The 17,148-nt window shown below is 68.8% G+C and carries 16 protein-coding genes; 9 read left to right on the top strand and 7 right to left on the bottom strand.

All coding sequences use genetic code 11. From position 1 onward, the window contains the following. Nucleotides 1-59 precede the first annotated feature (59 nt). From NMI01S_RS34935 to NMI01S_RS18000, 4 genes are all read left to right on the top strand, one after another. A complete protein-coding gene (locus NMI01S_RS34935) occupies nt 60-239 on the top strand; it encodes a hypothetical protein (RefSeq protein WP_157126236.1) in 180 nt (59 codons plus the stop codon). Between the two features lie 125 nt (nt 240-364). Continuing rightward, entirely contained in the window at nt 365-997 is a 633-nt protein-coding gene (locus NMI01S_RS18010) for a Pr6Pr family membrane protein (protein ID WP_157126235.1), read from the top strand. Nucleotides 998-1,124: 127 nt separating this feature from the next. Then, the gene (locus NMI01S_RS18005; protein WP_062998569.1) at nt 1,125-2,348 is read left to right on the top strand and encodes an aminotransferase family protein; all 1,224 of its coding nucleotides are present in this window, start codon (nt 1,125-1,127) and stop codon (nt 2,346-2,348) included. 125 nt (nt 2,349-2,473) lie between these two features. Then, entirely contained in the window at nt 2,474-3,124 is a 651-nt protein-coding gene (locus tag NMI01S_RS18000; RefSeq protein WP_157126234.1) for a DUF5134 domain-containing protein, read from the top strand. Between the two features lie 10 nt (nt 3,125-3,134). Here the strand turns inward: NMI01S_RS18000 and NMI01S_RS17995 are convergent, their stop codons facing one another. The 3 genes from NMI01S_RS17995 to NMI01S_RS17985 form a co-directional block, all read right to left on the bottom strand. After that, nucleotides 3,135-3,830: a PhzF family phenazine biosynthesis protein gene (locus NMI01S_RS17995; RefSeq protein ID WP_062998565.1), complete on the bottom strand. Its 696-nt coding sequence runs from the start codon at nt 3,828-3,830 to the stop codon at nt 3,135-3,137. Nucleotides 3,831-3,915: 85 nt separating this feature from the next. Next, the gene (gene ahpD / locus NMI01S_RS17990; protein WP_036503144.1) at nt 3,916-4,455 is read right to left on the bottom strand and encodes an alkylhydroperoxidase, AhpD family; all 540 of its coding nucleotides are present in this window, start codon (nt 4,453-4,455) and stop codon (nt 3,916-3,918) included. A 24-nt stretch (nt 4,456-4,479) separates the two neighbouring features. Further along, nucleotides 4,480-5,067 carry a peroxiredoxin gene (locus tag NMI01S_RS17985; protein ID WP_030517257.1) on the bottom strand — a complete coding sequence of 196 codons (588 nt, stop codon included), beginning with the start codon at nt 5,065-5,067 and terminating at the stop codon, nt 4,480-4,482. 134 nt (nt 5,068-5,201) lie between these two features. Here NMI01S_RS17985 and NMI01S_RS17980 point away from each other — a divergent pair, with 134 nt between their 5' ends. The 3 genes from NMI01S_RS17980 to NMI01S_RS17970 all read left to right on the top strand — a co-directional run bounded on the left by NMI01S_RS17980 (nt 5,202) and on the right by NMI01S_RS17970 (nt 7,625). Then, nucleotides 5,202-6,110, top strand: coding sequence for a hydrogen peroxide-inducible genes activator (locus NMI01S_RS17980; protein WP_062998563.1), 909 nt, complete (start codon nt 5,202-5,204; stop codon nt 6,108-6,110). Nucleotides 6,111-6,170: 60 nt separating this feature from the next. After that, on the top strand, nt 6,171-6,965 hold the full coding sequence (locus NMI01S_RS17975) for an MBL fold metallo-hydrolase (protein ID WP_062998561.1): 795 nt from the start codon (nt 6,171-6,173) through the stop codon (nt 6,963-6,965). 207 nt (nt 6,966-7,172) lie between these two features. Continuing rightward, entirely contained in the window at nt 7,173-7,625 is a 453-nt protein-coding gene (locus NMI01S_RS17970; protein WP_062998559.1) for a gamma-glutamylcyclotransferase family protein, read from the top strand. A 164-nt stretch (nt 7,626-7,789) separates the two neighbouring features. Here NMI01S_RS17970 and speD read toward each other — a convergent pair whose 3' ends face one another. From speD to NMI01S_RS17950, 4 genes are all read right to left on the bottom strand, one after another. Continuing rightward, nucleotides 7,790-9,007 (bottom strand): adenosylmethionine decarboxylase, encoded by a 1,218-nt coding sequence (speD, locus tag NMI01S_RS17965; RefSeq protein ID WP_062998557.1) that lies wholly within the window; start codon nt 9,005-9,007, stop codon nt 7,790-7,792. Between the two features lie 8 nt (nt 9,008-9,015). Then, nucleotides 9,016-10,077: a type III PLP-dependent enzyme gene (locus NMI01S_RS17960; RefSeq protein ID WP_062998555.1), complete on the bottom strand. Its 1,062-nt coding sequence runs from the start codon at nt 10,075-10,077 to the stop codon at nt 9,016-9,018. A gap of 287 nt (nt 10,078-10,364) precedes the next feature. Next, nucleotides 10,365-12,872, bottom strand: coding sequence for a DEAD/DEAH box helicase (locus NMI01S_RS17955; protein ID WP_062998553.1), 2,508 nt, complete (start codon nt 12,870-12,872; stop codon nt 10,365-10,367). 90 nt (nt 12,873-12,962) lie between these two features. After that, on the bottom strand, nt 12,963-13,895 hold the full coding sequence (locus NMI01S_RS17950) for a PAC2 family protein (RefSeq protein ID WP_036503134.1): 933 nt from the start codon (nt 13,893-13,895) through the stop codon (nt 12,963-12,965). Nucleotides 13,896-14,217: 322 nt separating this feature from the next. On the opposite strand from NMI01S_RS17950, the gene NMI01S_RS17945 reads away from it, so the two are divergent. Together NMI01S_RS17945 and NMI01S_RS34930 are read left to right on the top strand one after the other, a co-directional pair. Continuing rightward, the gene (locus NMI01S_RS17945) at nt 14,218-14,931 is read left to right on the top strand and encodes a DUF5642 family protein (protein ID WP_062998550.1); all 714 of its coding nucleotides are present in this window, start codon (nt 14,218-14,220) and stop codon (nt 14,929-14,931) included. A gap of 1,025 nt (nt 14,932-15,956) precedes the next feature. Then, the gene (locus NMI01S_RS34930; protein ID WP_157126233.1) at nt 15,957-17,132 is read left to right on the top strand and encodes a DUF4192 domain-containing protein; all 1,176 of its coding nucleotides are present in this window, start codon (nt 15,957-15,959) and stop codon (nt 17,130-17,132) included. Nucleotides 17,133-17,148 lie beyond the last annotated feature (16 nt).

Genomic DNA, 17,148 nt, shown 5'->3' with positions numbered 1-17,148 from the left:
ATCGTTGCTATTGGATGATCTTGGTTCCCGGCCGGGGCCGGATATGTCACCATCGGGCCATGACTGCTGGTTCCGGAACGCCGATGTGGGTCCGTGGACTGCGCGTGGTGTCGGTGCTGCTGGGCATTGCCGCACTGGTTCGCGAGGGCGTGCACGCGGTCGCGACGACCGCGTCGCACACGCTGCGCCGGCCGGTGGCGGAGGCCGCGACGAGGCAGCGCACCTCGCCGATCGGATAGGCCTAGGCCCGGAGAACTTCTCGTGTCACCGGATGACGCCGGTGGCAGAGGTCGTCGTCTGCCCGCGGCCCCGGTGCCGGTGATGAAATCGCCTCGCCGGCCGACCGGTATGCGAGGATCGTACGATGATGGCCCGTGCGGGGACGCCGATCTGGATCCGGATCCTGCGGATCGCCGTCGGCGTGCTGGGAATTGTTGCACTGCTGTGGATTCCGCTCCGCGACCACGGATCGCCGGGCTTCTCCCTCGGTAACTACCTCAGCTACTTCACCATCGAATCCAATATCGCCGGCGTCCTGGTTCTGCTGGGCGGCGGCCTGCTGGATCCGGCCGCGCGGCGCTGGCAGGTGGTGCGCGGCGCGGCGACGCTGTATCTGCTGATCACCGCGGTGATCTACGCGGTGCTGCTGGCGAACGTCGATGTGATGCTCACCGACAAGTGGATCAACGACACACTGCATCGGGTGCTGCCGATCGTGGTGGTCGCCGACTGGATTCTGGTGTCGGCGCGGCTGCGGGTCTCGGCCGCGCTCATCGGCGGGTGGCTGGTCTATCCGATCGTCTACTGCGGCTACAGCCTGATCCGCGGCGAGATCGTGGACTGGTATCCCTACCCGTTCCTGGATCCGCGAGTGCAGGGCTACCCGTCGCTGCTGATCGGGGTGGTGGTGCTGGCCGCGGTGATCACGCTGCTGGCGATCGCGGTGGCGTGGCTCGGGTCGCTGCACCACCGTCGCGACGCTCCCGTACCGGTCTGATCACGCAGTTGCCGGTGGATTGCGGGGGTTCGGCGACCAGGCCCGCTCGGGCGCGGCGCGGGTAGTCTGACGGCGCGGGCGATCGGGTGTTCCCATCGCCACCGGACGACGGGGAGAGGAGCCGAGCATGGGCTCGCTGTGGCACGGGTTCGCGGATATGGGCGCGGTGGAGCGCGACGGCGCCTTCGTGGTCGCCCGCGGTGAGGGCGCCTACATCTGGGACGAGGCCGGGCGGCGCTATCTCGATGCGACGGCGGGGCTGTGGTTCACCAACGTCGGTCACGGCCGCCGCGAGATCGCCGACGCGGTCGCGGCGCAATTGTCGACGCTGGCCCACTATTCGAACTTCGGCGACCTGACCGCGCCGGTGACGCAACGGCTGGCCGAGCGGTTGTCGGAGCTGGCGCCGGTACCGGGCAGCAAGATCATGTTCACCTCCGGCGGGTCCGATTCGGTCGACACCGCCGCGAAACTCGCCCGCCGGTTCTGGCGTGAACAGGGCCGTCCGGACAAGACGCTGCTGGTCGGCCGCCGGCTGGCCTATCACGGAATGCACGTCGCCGGAACGGCGCTGGCCGGCATCGAGGTCAATCACGAAGGCTACGGCGAGCTGATGGCCGATACCCGCACGGTGGAATTCGACCAGTCGCAGGCGCTGCGGACGCTGATCGACGAGGTGGGCGCCGACCGCATCGCGGCGTTCTTCTGCGAGCCGATCATCGGGGCGGGCGGGGTGTATCTGCCGCCGGAGGGATATCTCACCGAGGTGCGCCGCCTCTGCCGCGACAACGACATCCTGTTCGTCGCCGACGAGGTCGTCACCGGCTTCGGGCGGATCGGCGGATCCTGGTTCGCCTCCACCCGATTCGGGCTCGAACCGGATCTGATGACCACCGCGAAGGGCCTGACCTCCGGCTATCTGCCGATGGGCGCGGTCTTCGTGGCGCCGCGGGTGGCCGAACCGTTCTTCGGTGGCGGGGTGTGGTTCCGGCACGGCTACACCTACGGTGGCCACGCCGGATCGGCCGCCGCCGCGATGGCCAATCTCGACATCATCGAACGCGAGCATCTGCTCGACGCCAGCAAGAACATCGAATCGCTGCTGCACGAACACCTCGCGCCGCTGGCCGGACATCCCCGCGTGGCGCAGGTACGCAGTGGGCTGGGCGCGGTGGCCGGGGTCCAGCTCGCCGATCCGTCCGAAGGACCGGCCATGGTGAAAGCGCTCCGCGCCGAAGGGGTTTCCACCCGGTCGGCCGGGCAGGGCGCGCTGCAGATCTCGCCCGCGTTCGTCATCACCGGCGAGCAGATCGCCGAGCTCGCGGCGGCGATAGGCCGCGCGCTGGGCTAGTACGCGCTCTGCCCGTCAGCTGCCTCTTCGATGCCCCCGGCCGCCCGGACAGCGGTGCCCGATGCCTCGCCGTGCGAGCATGGTGTGCGAAGGCGGACACGCCGCGCGTCGGAAGGTGGTGGGGTGTGGGCTCTTTCGTGACCGAGCACGAGGTGTTGCGCTGGGGCGTGATCGTGGCGTTCGTCGCCGCGGCGGGCATCGTCCTCGTGCGGCACGTGGCGGTGCCGGTGGCGCCGGGAGGATCGGGTGGACCACGGCCGGGGACGTGGCCGATCGGAGTCGACGAGCACGAATCCGATGCGGCTCATCTGCTGATGTGCCTGGTCATGCTCGCGATGTTGCTGTTCCCCGCGGCTGCCGCGCCCGATGCGATCCGCGCGGTGCTCATCGCGATGATCGTCGTGTACGCGGGCCTGTCGATCGTGCGCATCGCGCACTGGCGGATCACATCCGGGGACGGCGGCGCCGAATTCCGCCTTCCGGCGGTGGTCTATCACCTGGTCGCGGCCGCGGCGATGCTGTGGGTGATGGCCGGGCATCACCACGGTATGGGGCATGCGGAGATGCGCGGGACGGGTGGCCCGCCCGTCGTGCCCGTCGCGATCGTGGCCGCCCTGTTCGCGCTCGACGGTCTCCTGCTGCTGTTCCCGCGGACGAGAACCGCACTGCGGCACAGTATTTCGCATCCAGCCGGTGCGCCGGGCGCGATCGGCGCCATCCCGCACGTGGTGATGGACCTCGGCACCGCGTACATGTTGATCGCCGCCGTCGCCTGAGCTCGTCTCCTCAGAGGAGCACGGGGTGGTCGGCCACGACCCGCCCGCCCAGGCGCACCCAGCCGTCGGAATCCCATTCGGTGAACAGTTGCGAGCCCGCGCCCTGAGTGATGATCAGGCTGCGGCGCAGCTTCGCGGTGAGTGCGATCGCGGCCGCGCCCGTCGCCTCGTCCTCGGCGATTCCCAAGGCGGGAGCGAACATTCGCGCGTGGACGGCACCGCGCGCCTCGTTCGTCCAGGCCCATACGTAGTGCTGGCCGTCGGTGAAGTGGCGGGGGTCGACCGTGTCGAGAAAGGCGGCATCGGAGAATTCGTCGAACGTGAATTCGGGTGCCCACTCGGCGCGGGCACGAATCCAGACCAGTCCGTCGTCGAGCATCTGGATTTCGACGGGACCGGCGGGGACGTCGATGATCTTCACGGGATGCCCCTGATCGGCCAGCCACCATGCCGCCCCGACCGTCGGATGTCCCGCGAACGGCAGCTCCCGCGCCGGGGTGTAGATGCGCATCCGGGTGCGGCCGGATACCGGATCGTCGAGGACCACCGTCTCGCTGTGACCGATGCGGGCTGCCAGCAACTGATGATCGACCTCGGTCACCGCGTCCGCGCGCACGATGCCCAGTGGGTTACCGAGCCTGCCGCTGACGTCGGTGAAGACCCGAACCACCTCGACCTGCGTGCCGTCGCTTTCCCATTGGCTCATGCTGTCCCAGCGTACCCGTAGCAACACCCACGATGCCCCGCCCCGATGGACGGGACGGGGCATCGTGAGAGAGGCGTTTCGAGTGTCAGACCGCGGCGGCGGCCAGGGTCTCGCTGGCCTGAACGGCCTGGCCGACGCCGGCGACGATCGCGGCCACGCGCAGGGCCTCGAAGATCACCTCGCGCGACACACCGGCCTCACGCAGCGTGTGCTCGTGGGCCTCCAGGCAGTGCTGGCAGCCGTTGATCGACGACACCGCGAACGACCACAGCTCGAAATCGGCCTTGTCGACGCCCGGATTGCCGATGATCTGCATGCGCAGTCCGGCCCGCAGGTCGTCGTAGCGACCCTCGAGGAACGCCCGGCCCCGGTAGAACACGTTGTTCATGCCCATGATCGAGGCCGCACCCAGTGCCGCGTTGTAGGCCTCCGCGGACAGCGTGTCGGCGGCCTCCTCGCCGATCTCGCGCAGGGTGGTGGCCGACCGGGTGGCGGCCGCCGCGGCGAGCAGGGTGCCCCACAGCTGCTGTTCGTTCAGCACGGTCGACCGCGCGATGGACGACAGGTTGAGCTTGAGGTCCTTGGCGTATTCGGGAAGCGAATTCTTCAGGTTTTCAACAGACACGGGCAGGCACTTCCTTTTCGGTGATCAGACGCTCGCGGACAGCAGTTCACCGGCGTCGATGGTCGGGTCGCCCTTCTTCCAGTTGCAGGCGCACAGCTCGTCGGACTGCAGCGCGTCGAGCACGCGCAGCACCTCGTCGACGTTGCGGCCGACCGAACCGGCGGTGACGGAGACGAACTGGACCTCGTTGTTCGGGTCGACGATGAAGGTCGCGCGGTCGGCGACACCGTCGGCGTTCAGCACGCCGGTCGCGGTGACGAGCTCACGCTTGAGGTCGCTCAGCATCGGGAAGGGGAGGGTCTTGAGGTCCTCGTGCTGGGCGCGCCACTGGAAGTGCACGAACTCGTTGTCGACCGACACACCCAGGACCTGGGCGTCGCGATCGGCGAACTCTTCGTTCAGCTTGCCGAAGGCGGCGATCTCGGTCGGGCACACGAAGGTGAAGTCCTTCGGCCAGAAGAAGACGATGCGCCACTTGCCGGCGTAGTCGTCACTCGAGACCTGGGTGAAGTAGTCGTCGGGCTGCTGCGCGTTCACCTTCGACAGGTCACCGCCGATGACCGCTGTCAGGTTGTAGGCGGGGAACTGGTCGCCGATGGTCAGCAGAGCCATGTTGTCTCCTTCGTCGTAGTGGGGCACGGGTGACGGGTCGCCCTGGTGCGGGACACCGTCGAAGCATTTCGCTGTCGATCATGCCCAAAACCCAGTAAAAGGTAAAGGTGATCAGTTGCACTATACTGATAGGCGTGACTGATCAGACTTATCAGCCCACCCTGTCACAGCTGCGTGCGTTCGTGGCGATTGCGGAATATCGCCACTTCGGGACCGCTGCGGCTCACCTGAATGTGAGCCAACCCACGTTATCGCAGGCGCTGGCATCACTGGAAAACGGACTGGGCCTGCAGCTGATCGAGCGCAGCACCCGCCGGGTCTTGGTGACCGCCGCGGGGAAAAGGCTTTTGCCGCAGGCGATGGCGACCCTCGAGGCCGCCGATCGCTTCGTCGCCACCGCGGCCGGCGACGGCCTCGGCGGCACCCTGCGTATGGGCATCATCCCCACCGTCGCGCCCTATGTGCTGCCCGCGTTGCTGCCCGAGCTGCGCCGGCGGCTGCCCGCCCTGGTGCCGCACGTCATCGAGGATCAGACCGCGCGGCTGCTCGACGGATTGCGCAGCGGCGTCCTCGACGTGGCGATGATGGCGTTGCCGTCCGAGGCCACCGGCATGGTCGAAATCCCGCTCTACACCGAGGAATTCGTGCTGGTCACGCCCCTCGGGCACGAATTGGCCGGGCGGGGCGACATCGCGCCCGCGGCTCTGGACGAGTTGCCGCTGCTGTTGCTCGACGAGGGGCATTGCCTGCGGGACCAGACGCTGGATCTGTGCCGGTCGCAGGACGTGCGTCCGGGACCGGTCGGCGATACCCGCGCGGCCTCACTGACGACGGTGGTGCAGTGTGTGGGCGGTGGGCTCGGGGTGACGCTGATTCCCGAGATGGCCGTGACGGCCGAAACCTCCCGTGGCACATTGGATATCGCCCGTTTCGCGGCGCCGGCGCCGGGGCGCACCCTCGGCCTGGTGTTCCGGGGTTCGACCGCGCGCGTGGAGGACTACGAACAGCTGGCGGAAATCATTCGGGCACAACGCCCGATATGAGAAATTCCATGGTCTCCCATCCCAATTGACCGGCCGGTGGGCGTCTGGAACGCTCGTCGCGTGCGGATTCATCACCTCAACTGCGGCACCATGGCCATGGGCATGGTGGACCACTGCCTGCTCATCGAGACCAGGACCGGGTTGGTGCTGGTGGATACCGGATTCGGGCTCGACTGCGTGCGCGATCCCGGCCGCTTCGTCGGACCGGGCCGCTTTCTGCTGGGCATCCGCCCCGCCGAGCACCACACCGCGATCCGGCAGATCCAGGCGCTGGGCTACGACCCCGCCGACGTGCGCCACATCATCCTCACCCATCTCGATCTCGACCATGCCGCGGGACTGGCGGATTTCCCGGAGGCCACGATTCACGTGCACGGCCCCGAATTTCGCGCGGCGACCGCCGGCCGGACGCTGTCGGAGCGGCTGCGCTACCGCGCGGCCCAGTGGTCGCACGGTCCGCGCTGGATGGTCAACGAACTCGACGGCACCGACGAGTGGTTCGGTTTCCGCGCGGTACGCGACCTGCCGGGCCTGCCGCCGGAAATCCTGGTCGTCCCGTTGCCCGGCCATACACGCGGCCACGTCGGGGTCGCCGTCGACACGGGATCGGGCTGGCTGCTGCACGCCGGTGACGCGTTCTACGTCGCGAGCGAGATCGACCCGGCCGGGCCGAAGACGCCGCTGTTCTGGTGGTCGTTCGAGCTGGGCTCGATCGTGCGCGGCGCGTATCTGGAGAACCGCCGGCGACTGGTGGAACTGGGCCGCGCGCACGGCCACGCGATCACCATCGTCAACTCCCACGACGCGGACCTGTTCGCCCGGGTCACCGGGAATTCGGTGCGGCCCGTCGGATAGCTTCTCCCGGCATGGCCACTTCTCGGCAACCGTGACCAGCGAGGACGCGCTGTGATGTAGGCCATGTTTACCCGGTGGGAGACGCCGCCCGCGCATTCGGCACAGTGGAGGGATGCGAAACGGGTGTGCGAGTAGGAACGGATGGTTCGACGTAACGACGGATAGGCGCGCGGAAGGCGGCGCCGGAGATACCGGGCGGGTGATCCGATGACCGCGGCGAAGAAGCCCGCGCCGCAACGGCGCGCGCGCCCCGACGATCCCGGCCCGGACCTGTTCGCCTACGGCACCTTGCAATTCGGTCCCGTGCTGGAGGTGCTGCTGGGCCGCACTCCCGACATGGATGTCGCGGTCGCGCGAGGCTGGCGGGTCGCGGCCCTGCCGCAGCGGCTCTATCCGGGGCTGGTGGCCGAGCCCGGGCGAATGGCGGGCGGGCTGGTCCTGCGCGGCCTGACCGCGGCCGACTGGCGGATCATCGAAGCCTTCGAGGATCCGGAATACGATCTGCGCCCGATCGAGCTCATCGGATGTGAGGAGCCCGTGCGGACCTTCGTCTGGTCGTCGGCGGTCACCGGCAACGACTGGTTGCCCGAAGTGTTCGTCTCCCACCACCTCGACCGCTACGTCGAACGCGCCGCCCAGTGGCGCCAGGAGCGCGCCTGAGCGCCGGTGGTCGTCCACCGAGCGTCAGACGCCCAGGGGGCTGCGCGGCCGTTCGGTGGCACCGGTTACCGAGACGCGGACCGCCCGGGACGGTTGTCCCGGGCGGTCCTTCTCGTATTCGATTGCCGCGCAAGACGATCCCCGCGCGGTGCATGCCGGCCGGGTCAGGCGCGAGCGGCGATCTCCCGCAGTGCGTACGGTTCGACGGCGCCGCGCACCAGCGCGCGTTCGTCGACAGTCTCCGCACGGTAGGGCAGCTTCGGCAGCTTCTCGCACATCACCGCGACCGGATCGTCGATCCGCTCGGCGACACCGAACAGGAACGTCCACTCGTGCTCGTCGCTGCCGTAGGGCACCACGGTGTCGAACAGATCGGTGAACCGCTGCCACGACCGCTTCAGCGTCTCGTTGCGCCACATCGTCGGGCAACCGGCCTGAGCGGCCAGCACGCCGCCCTCGGCCAGCAACGCCTTACATCGGGTGAGGAACTCCTCCTCGTAGAGGCGGTTGTGCTGGGCGTCCTCGACCCGCTCGTCGGGCAGGTCGATGACGATCACGTCGTAGCGCACACCGGCGGATTCGGCCTCGGCCAGGAAATCCCAGCCGTCGGCGTAGTGCATCCGGATCGCGCCGTCACCGCCGACCGCGGCCTCCAGATCGGCCGGGGTGTACCCGTAGGGCAGATGCCGGGCGCACAGCTCGACCTCCATCCGGTCGATATCGACGTGGTCGACCCGGGTCGCGCCCGCGGCCACCGACATCTGGCTGGCCACACCCTCGCCGGAACCGATGATGAGGACGTTGTCGAGCTTGGCCGCCAGCGCGTAGGCCGGGACCAGCATCGCCTCGTGATAGGTCAGCTGGGAGAACTCGGTGGACTGCCGATCGTCGTCGGAGAACAGCGACACACCTTGCGCGGTGCGCGCGATCACCATGTGCTGGAACGGAGTTCGCGCATCGACGATCACCTCGGACAGATCCCAGACGCGCGTCAGGCCCTCGCCGACCGGCTCGTGCACCCGGCGTGCGTGATGCCCGCGCTGCACGACCTCCATGTGCACCGATTCCGGCTGCAGCGCATCCTGCAGCAACTCGACCGCCTTGGTGGCGCCGGCGCCGATGCTGCCGCAGGTGAACACGTCGACGAAGATGTCGCCGGACTCCGGATAGGTGTGGATCGACGCGTGCGATTCCGACAGCAGCGCCAGCACCGTCACCCCGTGTGGCTCGAACTTCTTGTGCACCACCTCGCAGATCGTCACTCCCGCGGCGAGCAACGATTGTCGAAGCGCTGTTTCGAGTCGTTCGAGATCGTCGCAGAGGGCTACGTCGACACCACCGAACTCGGCCAGCACGTGCCAGCCGGTGAATTCTGCCGTCATGGGCAAACTCACTCTCGCTCAGCGCCGATGACATGCACAGTCAAAGGCGGAAAACCGTTGAAGGACACCGACGAATAGCTCGCCGTATAAGCGCCGGTATCGAGGATCCGAACGGGATCACCGGCTCGCAGCGTGGTCGGCAGAAGGACTCGCGTGCGTTGATACAGTACATCGTCTCCATCGCAGGTCGGGCCCGCGATCACCGCCTCGTCGGCGGGGTCACCGTCGCGGTCGGTTTCGATCCGGTAGGCGATGTACTCGTTCTCGGTCTCGGCCATACCGTTGTAGCGGCCGATGTCGAGATACACCCAGCGCCGCCCGTCCGGCGCGATGCGCACATTCACGACCTCGGCGTGGATCACACCGGCATTGCCCACCAGGGCGCGGCCGGGTTCCACCACCAGGTCGGTGTGCTCGGGAAGGTGCCGCGTCGCCGACTCGGCGATCACGACACCCAGGTCGGCCAGCTCCGGCGCCGGATCGGCGTACGAAATCGGCAGGCCCCCACCGATATTCACCGACGCCACCGGGATGTCCTTGACCGCCAGCGCTTCCGTGATGGCCGCGGCCTGCTCGATGCCGATCTGCCACGCCACCGGATCCAGCTGCTGGGAGCCCACGTGGAAGTAGGGGCCGGCCACCCGCAGGCCCAGGTCGCGGGCGCGCACCAGCAGTCGCACCGCCTCACCGGGCGCGCAGCCGAATTTGGTGCCGAACGGGGTCTGTGACTGCGGCGCCGAGGCCAGGAACCGGCACTCCACCTCCGAGCCCGGCGCGAGTTCGGCGATCCGCTCCAAGTCGTCCTCGGTGTCGAAGGCGAACCGGCGGACGCCCGCGGCGTAGGCGGCGGCGATGTGGGCGGCCTTCTTGATCGGGTTGCCGTAGCACAGCGCTGCCGGGTCGACGCCCAGCGCCACACACATCTCGATCTCGCCGATACTGGCGACGTCGAATTCGGCGCCCTCGCAATCGAGCAGCCGGATGATCTCCGGCATCGGAGATGCTTTGACAGCGAAGCGAATTCGTGCCGACGGGAAGGCCGCACGGAAAGCGTGGAAGTTGCCGCGCACCCGATCGAGGTCGATGACGAGACAGGGCGACTCGGGCGCGTTTGTACCGGTCAATCTAAGGGAACTCTCTTTCTTCTGGGCAGCCTCCCGCTGCAGGCAGCGAGCGAGAGAGTATCAGCGCGAGGGCACGGGAAACGAACCGGAACGAGGGTCGGCTTGATCACGCTCGAGTGAGCGGGGCCCGCACCGGGGACGGTGGCCGGATCAGATCAGCGCGTCGGCACCGGGTTTTCGGCGGCGTACGAGCGTCGTGGCGGGATCGCGGCGGAGGTCGAGGACGATCGTGCTCATCCGGCACGCACCGTCATCTCGTCGAAGACCACCTCGCCGGCGGCATCGGATTCGGCCAGATCGACGACGGCCTCGAGCGCCCAGCCGTGATCACCGGCCGGGTCGTCGAGCACCTGGCGCACTCGCCAGAAGCCCGGTCGGGTCTCCACGGCGAACAGGGCCGGGCCGCGCGCGTCCGGGCCGGTGCCGATCGCGCCGTATTCGTCGAAGTACGGGGCCAGATCGTCGGCCCAGTCCGGACCGTCGTCGAATTCGGCGAGTTCGTCCCAGCGCTGCCGGGCGGCCAGCTCGACCCGGCGAAACATACTGTTGCGCACCATGACCCGGAACGCGCGTTCGTTCGCGGTGATCGGCCGCACGGTGTCGGCGCCGAAGGCGAGTTGATCGTCGTCGGTCTCGGCGCCCGGATTGGTGAGTTGTTCCCATTCGTCGAGCAGGCTCGAATCGACTTGGCGGACAAGCTCACCCAGCCATTCGGTGATGTCCTCGAGTTCCTCGGTGCGCGCCGACTCGGGGACGGTCCGGCGTAGTGCGCGATAGGCGTCGGCGAGATAGCGCAGCACCAGGCCCTCCGAGCGCGCCAGCTCGTACTGGGACACCAGTTCGGCGAAAGTCAGTGAGCGCTCGATCATTTCGCGCACCACGGCCTTGGGGGAGGGGGTGAATTCCGAGACCCACGGATGGCCGGCGCGATAGGTTTCGAAGGCCGGTTCGATCAGCTCGGCCAGCGGTTTCGTCCAGGTGATCTCCTCGATCAGCTCCATGCGCTCGTCGTATTCGATGCCGTCGGCCTTCATCTCGGCGATCGCCGCGCCCCGCGCCCGGTGCTGCTGGGCGAGCAGCAACTGGCGCGGATCCTCCAGTGTGGATTCGATGATCGACACCACATCCAGTGTGTAGCTGGGAGCCGACTTGTCAAGCAGCTCCAGCGCGGCCAGCGCGAACGGCGACAGCGGCTGGTCGAGCGCGAAGTCGCGCTGCAGGTCGACGGTGAGCCGGGCCCGGCGGCCGGTGGCATCCGGTTCGTCGAGTTGCTGGACCACTCCCGCATCGCGCAGCGCGCGGTAGAGCCGGATCGCCTTCAGGATGTGTTTGCGCTGCGCAGGCCGGGGTTCGTGATTGTCCTCGAGCAGATGACGCATCGCGTCGAAGCAGTTACCGGGCCGGGCGATGACATTGAGCAGCATCGAATTGGTGACCCGGAACCGCGACACCATCGGTTCCGGCTGTGCGGCGACGAGCCGGTCGAAGGTGTCCTCGGACCAGGACACGAAACCCTCCGGCGGTTTACGCCGCTGGATTTTGCGCAGCTTCTTCGGATCGTCGCCGGCCTTGGCGACCAGCCGGGCGTTCTCCACTTCGTGCTCGGGCGCCTGGACCACCACGGTGCCGACGGTGTCGTATCCGGCGCGCCCGGCCCGGCCCGCGATCTGATGGAATTCGCGCGCCTTCAAACGCCGGGTGCGCACCCCGTCGAATTTCGTCAACCCGGTGAGCAGCACCGTGCGGATCGGCACGTTGATGCCCACGCCGAGGGTGTCGGTGCCGCAGACGACCTTCAGCAGCCCGTCCTGGGCCAGCCGCTCCACCAGACGCCGGTACTTCGGCAACATCCCGGCGTGATGGACGCCGATGCCGTGGCGGATCAGCCGTGACAGTGTTTTGCCGAAGCCGGTCGCGAACCGGAAACCACCCAGCGCCTGGGCGATCGCGTCCTTCTCCGCCTTGGACGCGAAGTTCACACTCGTCAGCGCCTGGGCGCGCTCCAATGCGGCGGCCTGGGTGAAGTGCACGACGTAGACCGGGGCCTGGCTGGTGGTCACCAGGTCTTCCAAGGTTTCCGTGATGGGGGTGCGGACATAGGAGAACAGCAGCGGCACCGGGCGCTCGGACCCGGTGACGATCGCGGTGGGTCGTCCGGTGCGCCGTTCCAGATCCCGCGCGAAATGGTCCACCTCACCCAAAGTGGCCGACATCAGCAGGAATTGGGCGCGCGGCAGTTCCAGCAGCGGCACCTGCCAGGCCCAGCCGCGATCGGGATCGGCGTAGAAATGGAATTCGTCCATCACCACCTGGCCGATATCGGCGTCCGCGCCCTCCCGCAGCGCGAGATTCGCGAGGATCTCGGCGGTGGCGCAGATAATGGGGGCCGTCGGATTCACCGCGGCGTCGCCGGTGACCATGCCGACCTTGTCGGCGCCGAACACCTCGCACAACGCGAAGAACTTCTCGCTGACCAGTGCCTTGATCGGCGCGGTGTAGTAGCTGCGCTCACCCCGGTTCAACGCGGCGAAGTGCGCGCCGACGGCGACCATCGATTTTCCCGAGCCGGTGGGTGTGGCGAGGATGACGTTCGCGCCGGTCATCAGCTCGATCAACGCCTCTTCCTGCGCCGGATACAGCGTCAGCCCCTGGGCGGAGGCCCATTCGGCGAAGGTTTCGTACAGCCAGTCGGCATCCACGTCGGGCACGGCACGGTCGGGAACCAGTTCGGACAGCTGCACGTGCGTCCACGTTACCGACGAACCGTCGCGGGTACCGCATCGCCCGGCGGCACGGCGGTGAGCCGTGCGCGCCGGGCGATGGGGTGCGGGTCAGTCCCGGGGTTCGTCGCCGTCGCCGAATTCGGTCTGCTCGGCGAGGAAGCGCTCGAACTCCGCGCCCAGTTCCTCACCGGTCGGCAGGTCGGCCTCTCCGGCGAGCAGGCTGGAGCGGCGCTCCTGCGCGGTGACGAAGCTGTCGTACTGACGCTCGAGCGCCTGGACGACCGTCTCCACCTCGGCATTTCCGGCGATGTGCTCGTTGACCTGTTCGCGTACGCGGGCCGCGGCTTCACCGAGCGCCGCCAGCGGAAGTTCCAGGCCGGCGTTGTCGGCGACGTTCTCGAGCAGCGTCTGCGCGGCCTCCGGATACGCGGTCTGCGCCAGATAGTGCGGGACGTGCACCGAGAATCCGATGGATTCGTGACCGTGCTGTCCCATGCGGTACTCCAGCAGCGACGACGCGCTGCCCGGCACCTGCAGCTCGCCGGGCCAGCGCTGATGTTCACCGATCAGATCGCGGTCGCTGGCGTGGGCGGTGATACCCAGCGGGCGGGTGTGCGGAATCGCCATCGGGATGGCGCTCAGGCCGATGCTGCGGCGCACGCCGAGCTGTTCGGCCAGCAGGCGCACGGCCGTCACGAACTTCTCCCAGCGCAGGTCCGGTTCGATGCCGGACAGCAGCAGGAACGGGGTACCGGCGGTGTCGCGCAGCGCCCACAGGTTCAGTTCCGGATCGGCGTAGTCCGAGAAATGGTCGGTCTTGAAGGTCATCAGCGGCCGCCGCGAGCGATAGTCGAGCAATTCGTCGACGTCGAACGAGGCGACGAGCTCGGATTCGAGGCTTTCGCGCAGATGGGTCGTCGCCAGCCGTACCGCGTGGCCCGCGTCGGTGAAACCTTCCAGGCCGTGCACCAGCACCGGACCCTCGCCGTCGGCCGAGGACAGCTGCGGAGCGGGGAACTCCAGCTCGTACATACTGCTCATTTGCCAAACTCCCTGGTCAAGCCCTGTCCGCCTCAGTCGTTTTCAGTAGTGGTCCGGTGCCGGATCTCGCCACCTCGCCACCGTCCAGGATACGCGCGGGGGTGTCGCGTACCGGTCGGCGTGCGGGCGGTGACATCCGACGGAAACCGCCGGTCCACCGGGGGATGTAACCCCCGCAGAGTAGCGGTCGCGGAGCGTACCCGGCGGAGGTAGGCCACGCTCATGCCCTACCGGAGAACACAACTCCGGATCGGCGCCGGGTATTCCCGCCGGGTCGGCGTGGCAGATTCGCAGGGACGGCGGCATCGGCCATAGTGGGGGAGTGAGCGTCCCGAATCCGCCGGCCTCGCGGAAGCGCCGCGGGTTCGGCCACACCGTCGGGTACGCGGCCTTGAGTTGTCTGCTCGCCGCGTGCGGTTCCACGGTGTCGGGGCATCCGACGGCGATGCGGCAGAGCGTGGTCACCCGGCATATCGACGGCGATCTGACGGCGATGCTGCCCGGTCAGGACCGATTCCCGGCGGGATATACCACCGTCGTCGCCTCCGGTGATCGCGCCGCGGCGGCGGCCGCGGACCTCACCGCGATTCCGCCGGGGGCGCAGATCGATCCGCCCGGCTGCGCACCCGCCCCGCCCGATCCCACCGGGATCGCGGCGACGGTCGGGACCGACGACCGGACCCGAGCCACGATCACCGTGGTGCTGAGCCGTACGAACGAGCCGTTGTCCTCTCTGGGAGACCAGCTTTCGCGCTGCCCCACGGTGCACGCCCGGCACGCCGCGATCGATCGCACGATCAGCACGCGGCTCCTGCCGCCCCCGCCGGTCGATGCCGACGAGACCCTGGCCTTCGGCCGGACGGTGACCGGCGCTCCGCCCGGCACCTCCGCCGATCCAGCCCTGCGCACGCTGCTCGGGCAGGTCGGTGACATCCGAATCGAAACCACGGCAATGACTTTCGGTGCCGCCGCACCGGATACGACCGGCCTCGACCAGGTCTTCACGGCCTCGGTCGCCAAGGTCCGCGCCCGCTGAGCCCTCTGGCGACTGTGCTCTCCCCGGCGCAACCGTAACAGCAGCCACCGACATCCTCGCCCGGTTCCACCGCGTGTCGCGGCCGCGATCCCCAGTTCTCGGCGGGCTCCCCAGACGAAATGAAAGCCCAGCTCAGCCCGGTGGGCCTGTGGTGATGCCCGGGCAGGGTGAATGCCATGACCACGCACACGGACCCCAGCCTGCCCAGCACCGACCGCCCCGATGCCGTGCGGACGCCCTCGCCCTCGCCCTCGCCCTCGCGCGCTGCCGCGCATCCAGACGCGGCCTCACCGGAGGCGGACACGATACGAGTCGTGACCGGCCCCGGCACCCCGCCCCCGCCCGAGTCGGCGGTGCGGGAGGGCACGCCGGGCCGGGAGGGCCGCTCTGCCACCGCGGGCCATGTGCCGAAGGCGGTGGAGGCTTCGGAAGCCGCGCAGGCCGTGGCGGACGACGCCGCTACCGACAGTGAGTGCGGCACGGTGTCGTCGCCTTCTTCGCGGCGCACCGCCGCGCGCGCGAACCGGATCTGTCGCTCACAGGTCGGAGGCACTCGCGCGGCGGGTGGAGCGACGGGCACCAGGCCGGCGGCCGGGGCGGGGTCAGTTTCGTTGCACTGCGGCGCTTTTCGTAGGGACACACGGGTGGACGCGCCGCGAGACACGTGTGCCGGCACCCGATGCGCGGCTGTGCGCCAATGCGTCGGCGCCGCATACGGATGCGGCGACTCGACGGGGCGGGAGCGTCGTGGGCGTTGTGAGGCCGCCCAGGTGTTGCGGCCACGTGCGGATATCCGCGGAAGCGACAGCGATGACGAGGAGTGCGGTGCTGTGCACAACGCGGACGAGAGGGTGGACCCCGGTGGTGATAGGTCGAAACCGCTGCCGCCGCAGGGTGGTACGCCGCCGGAGCCCACGGAAAGCGTGGCGGACGCCCAGATCCCCGGACCCGGTTCGACACCGCCCGGCAAGGATTGTCTCGAGAGCGGGGCCGAACCGGGTTTGCCCGGCGCGGGCGGCGATGGCATGTCCAGGGAGGGGGGCGAAGACGTGGTGAACCATGCGGGGGCACAAGGCGCCGAACAGCTGTGGACGGCGAAGGCGTTGACCATGAACGCGCCGGCGGAGTTCATCGCGGCCGTGCCCGCACTGCTGGGATTTCGCCCGCAGCGTTCGCTGGTGGCGTGCCTGCTGCTGCGGTCGCAGAAGTATCCGGGCGCGGTCTATCTCGGCGCGGTGGCCCGGCACGATCTCGATGTGGCCGGATGCGGGGCGTGGGTGCGGCTGGCCGCGCAACTGGCCGCCATCTGCGGGCAGGAGCAAGCCGTCGGTGTGGTGGCGCTGATCGTCGACGATCGTGCGACGGCGCCGCGGGCGGGACGGGCCGGGCGACGCGCGGCCCGGCACCGCGAGCTGGTGCGGGTGCTCGACGGCGCGCTGCAGGGCCAGGACGTGCTTCTCGCGGAGGCATGGGCCGTGGGCGAAATCACCCCGGGCGCCGACTGGTGGAGCGTGCTCGATACCGGCAGTGCCGGTACGCAAGCGGATCCGGCGGCCTCACCGGTCGCGCTCGCGCAGGTTCTCGACGGCCGTCCCATCCGCGGCTCGCGCACCGAGCTCACCGCCGCGGTGGCAGAGAACACACCGCTGCGTGTCCAGGTCGACGCGGCGATCGGCAACGCCGCGGAGGCCGCCAGGCAGCGGTTCCGGCGCGCACTGCGCGCCGGGGAGCCGCGCTCCTACAGCCGCGCGGCCCTGGACATGGTGTTGTGGCAGATCAGCACGGTCGAATCGGGCGATGATCTCGATCCACGCGAACTCGCGGATCTGGCCGTCGCCGTGCGCGACACCGCGGTGCGTGATTCCCTGTTCGCGGTGGCACTGGGTGCTCACGCCGCGGCGGCCGAGGCGCTGTGGTCTCGCGCCTGCCGCAGCCTCACCGGCCCCGACCGGGCCGAGCTGGCCACCCTCTTCGGCTACAGCGCCTACACCCGCGGCGATGGACCGCTGGCCGGTGTCGCGTTCGAGGCGGCGTTGCAGGCCGACCCGGCTCACCGCATCGCACGACTCCTGGATGCAGCGCTACGCACCGGCATGCGCCCCGACGATGTGCGCAAACTCGCCGTCAGCGGCCGTGATATCGCCGCAGGTCTGGGTGTCGACCTCGTCATCGCCGATCCCGGCGAACCGGAGTCGCGATGACAGCGACCCGATCACG

This window comes from Nocardia mikamii NBRC 108933, from assembly GCF_001613505.1.
In the GTDB taxonomy this organism is placed as follows: domain Bacteria; phylum Actinomycetota; class Actinomycetes; order Mycobacteriales; family Mycobacteriaceae; genus Nocardia; species Nocardia mikamii.
Note: the sequence above shows the minus strand (reverse complement) of the source record. Positions and strands in the feature narration are given on the sequence as shown.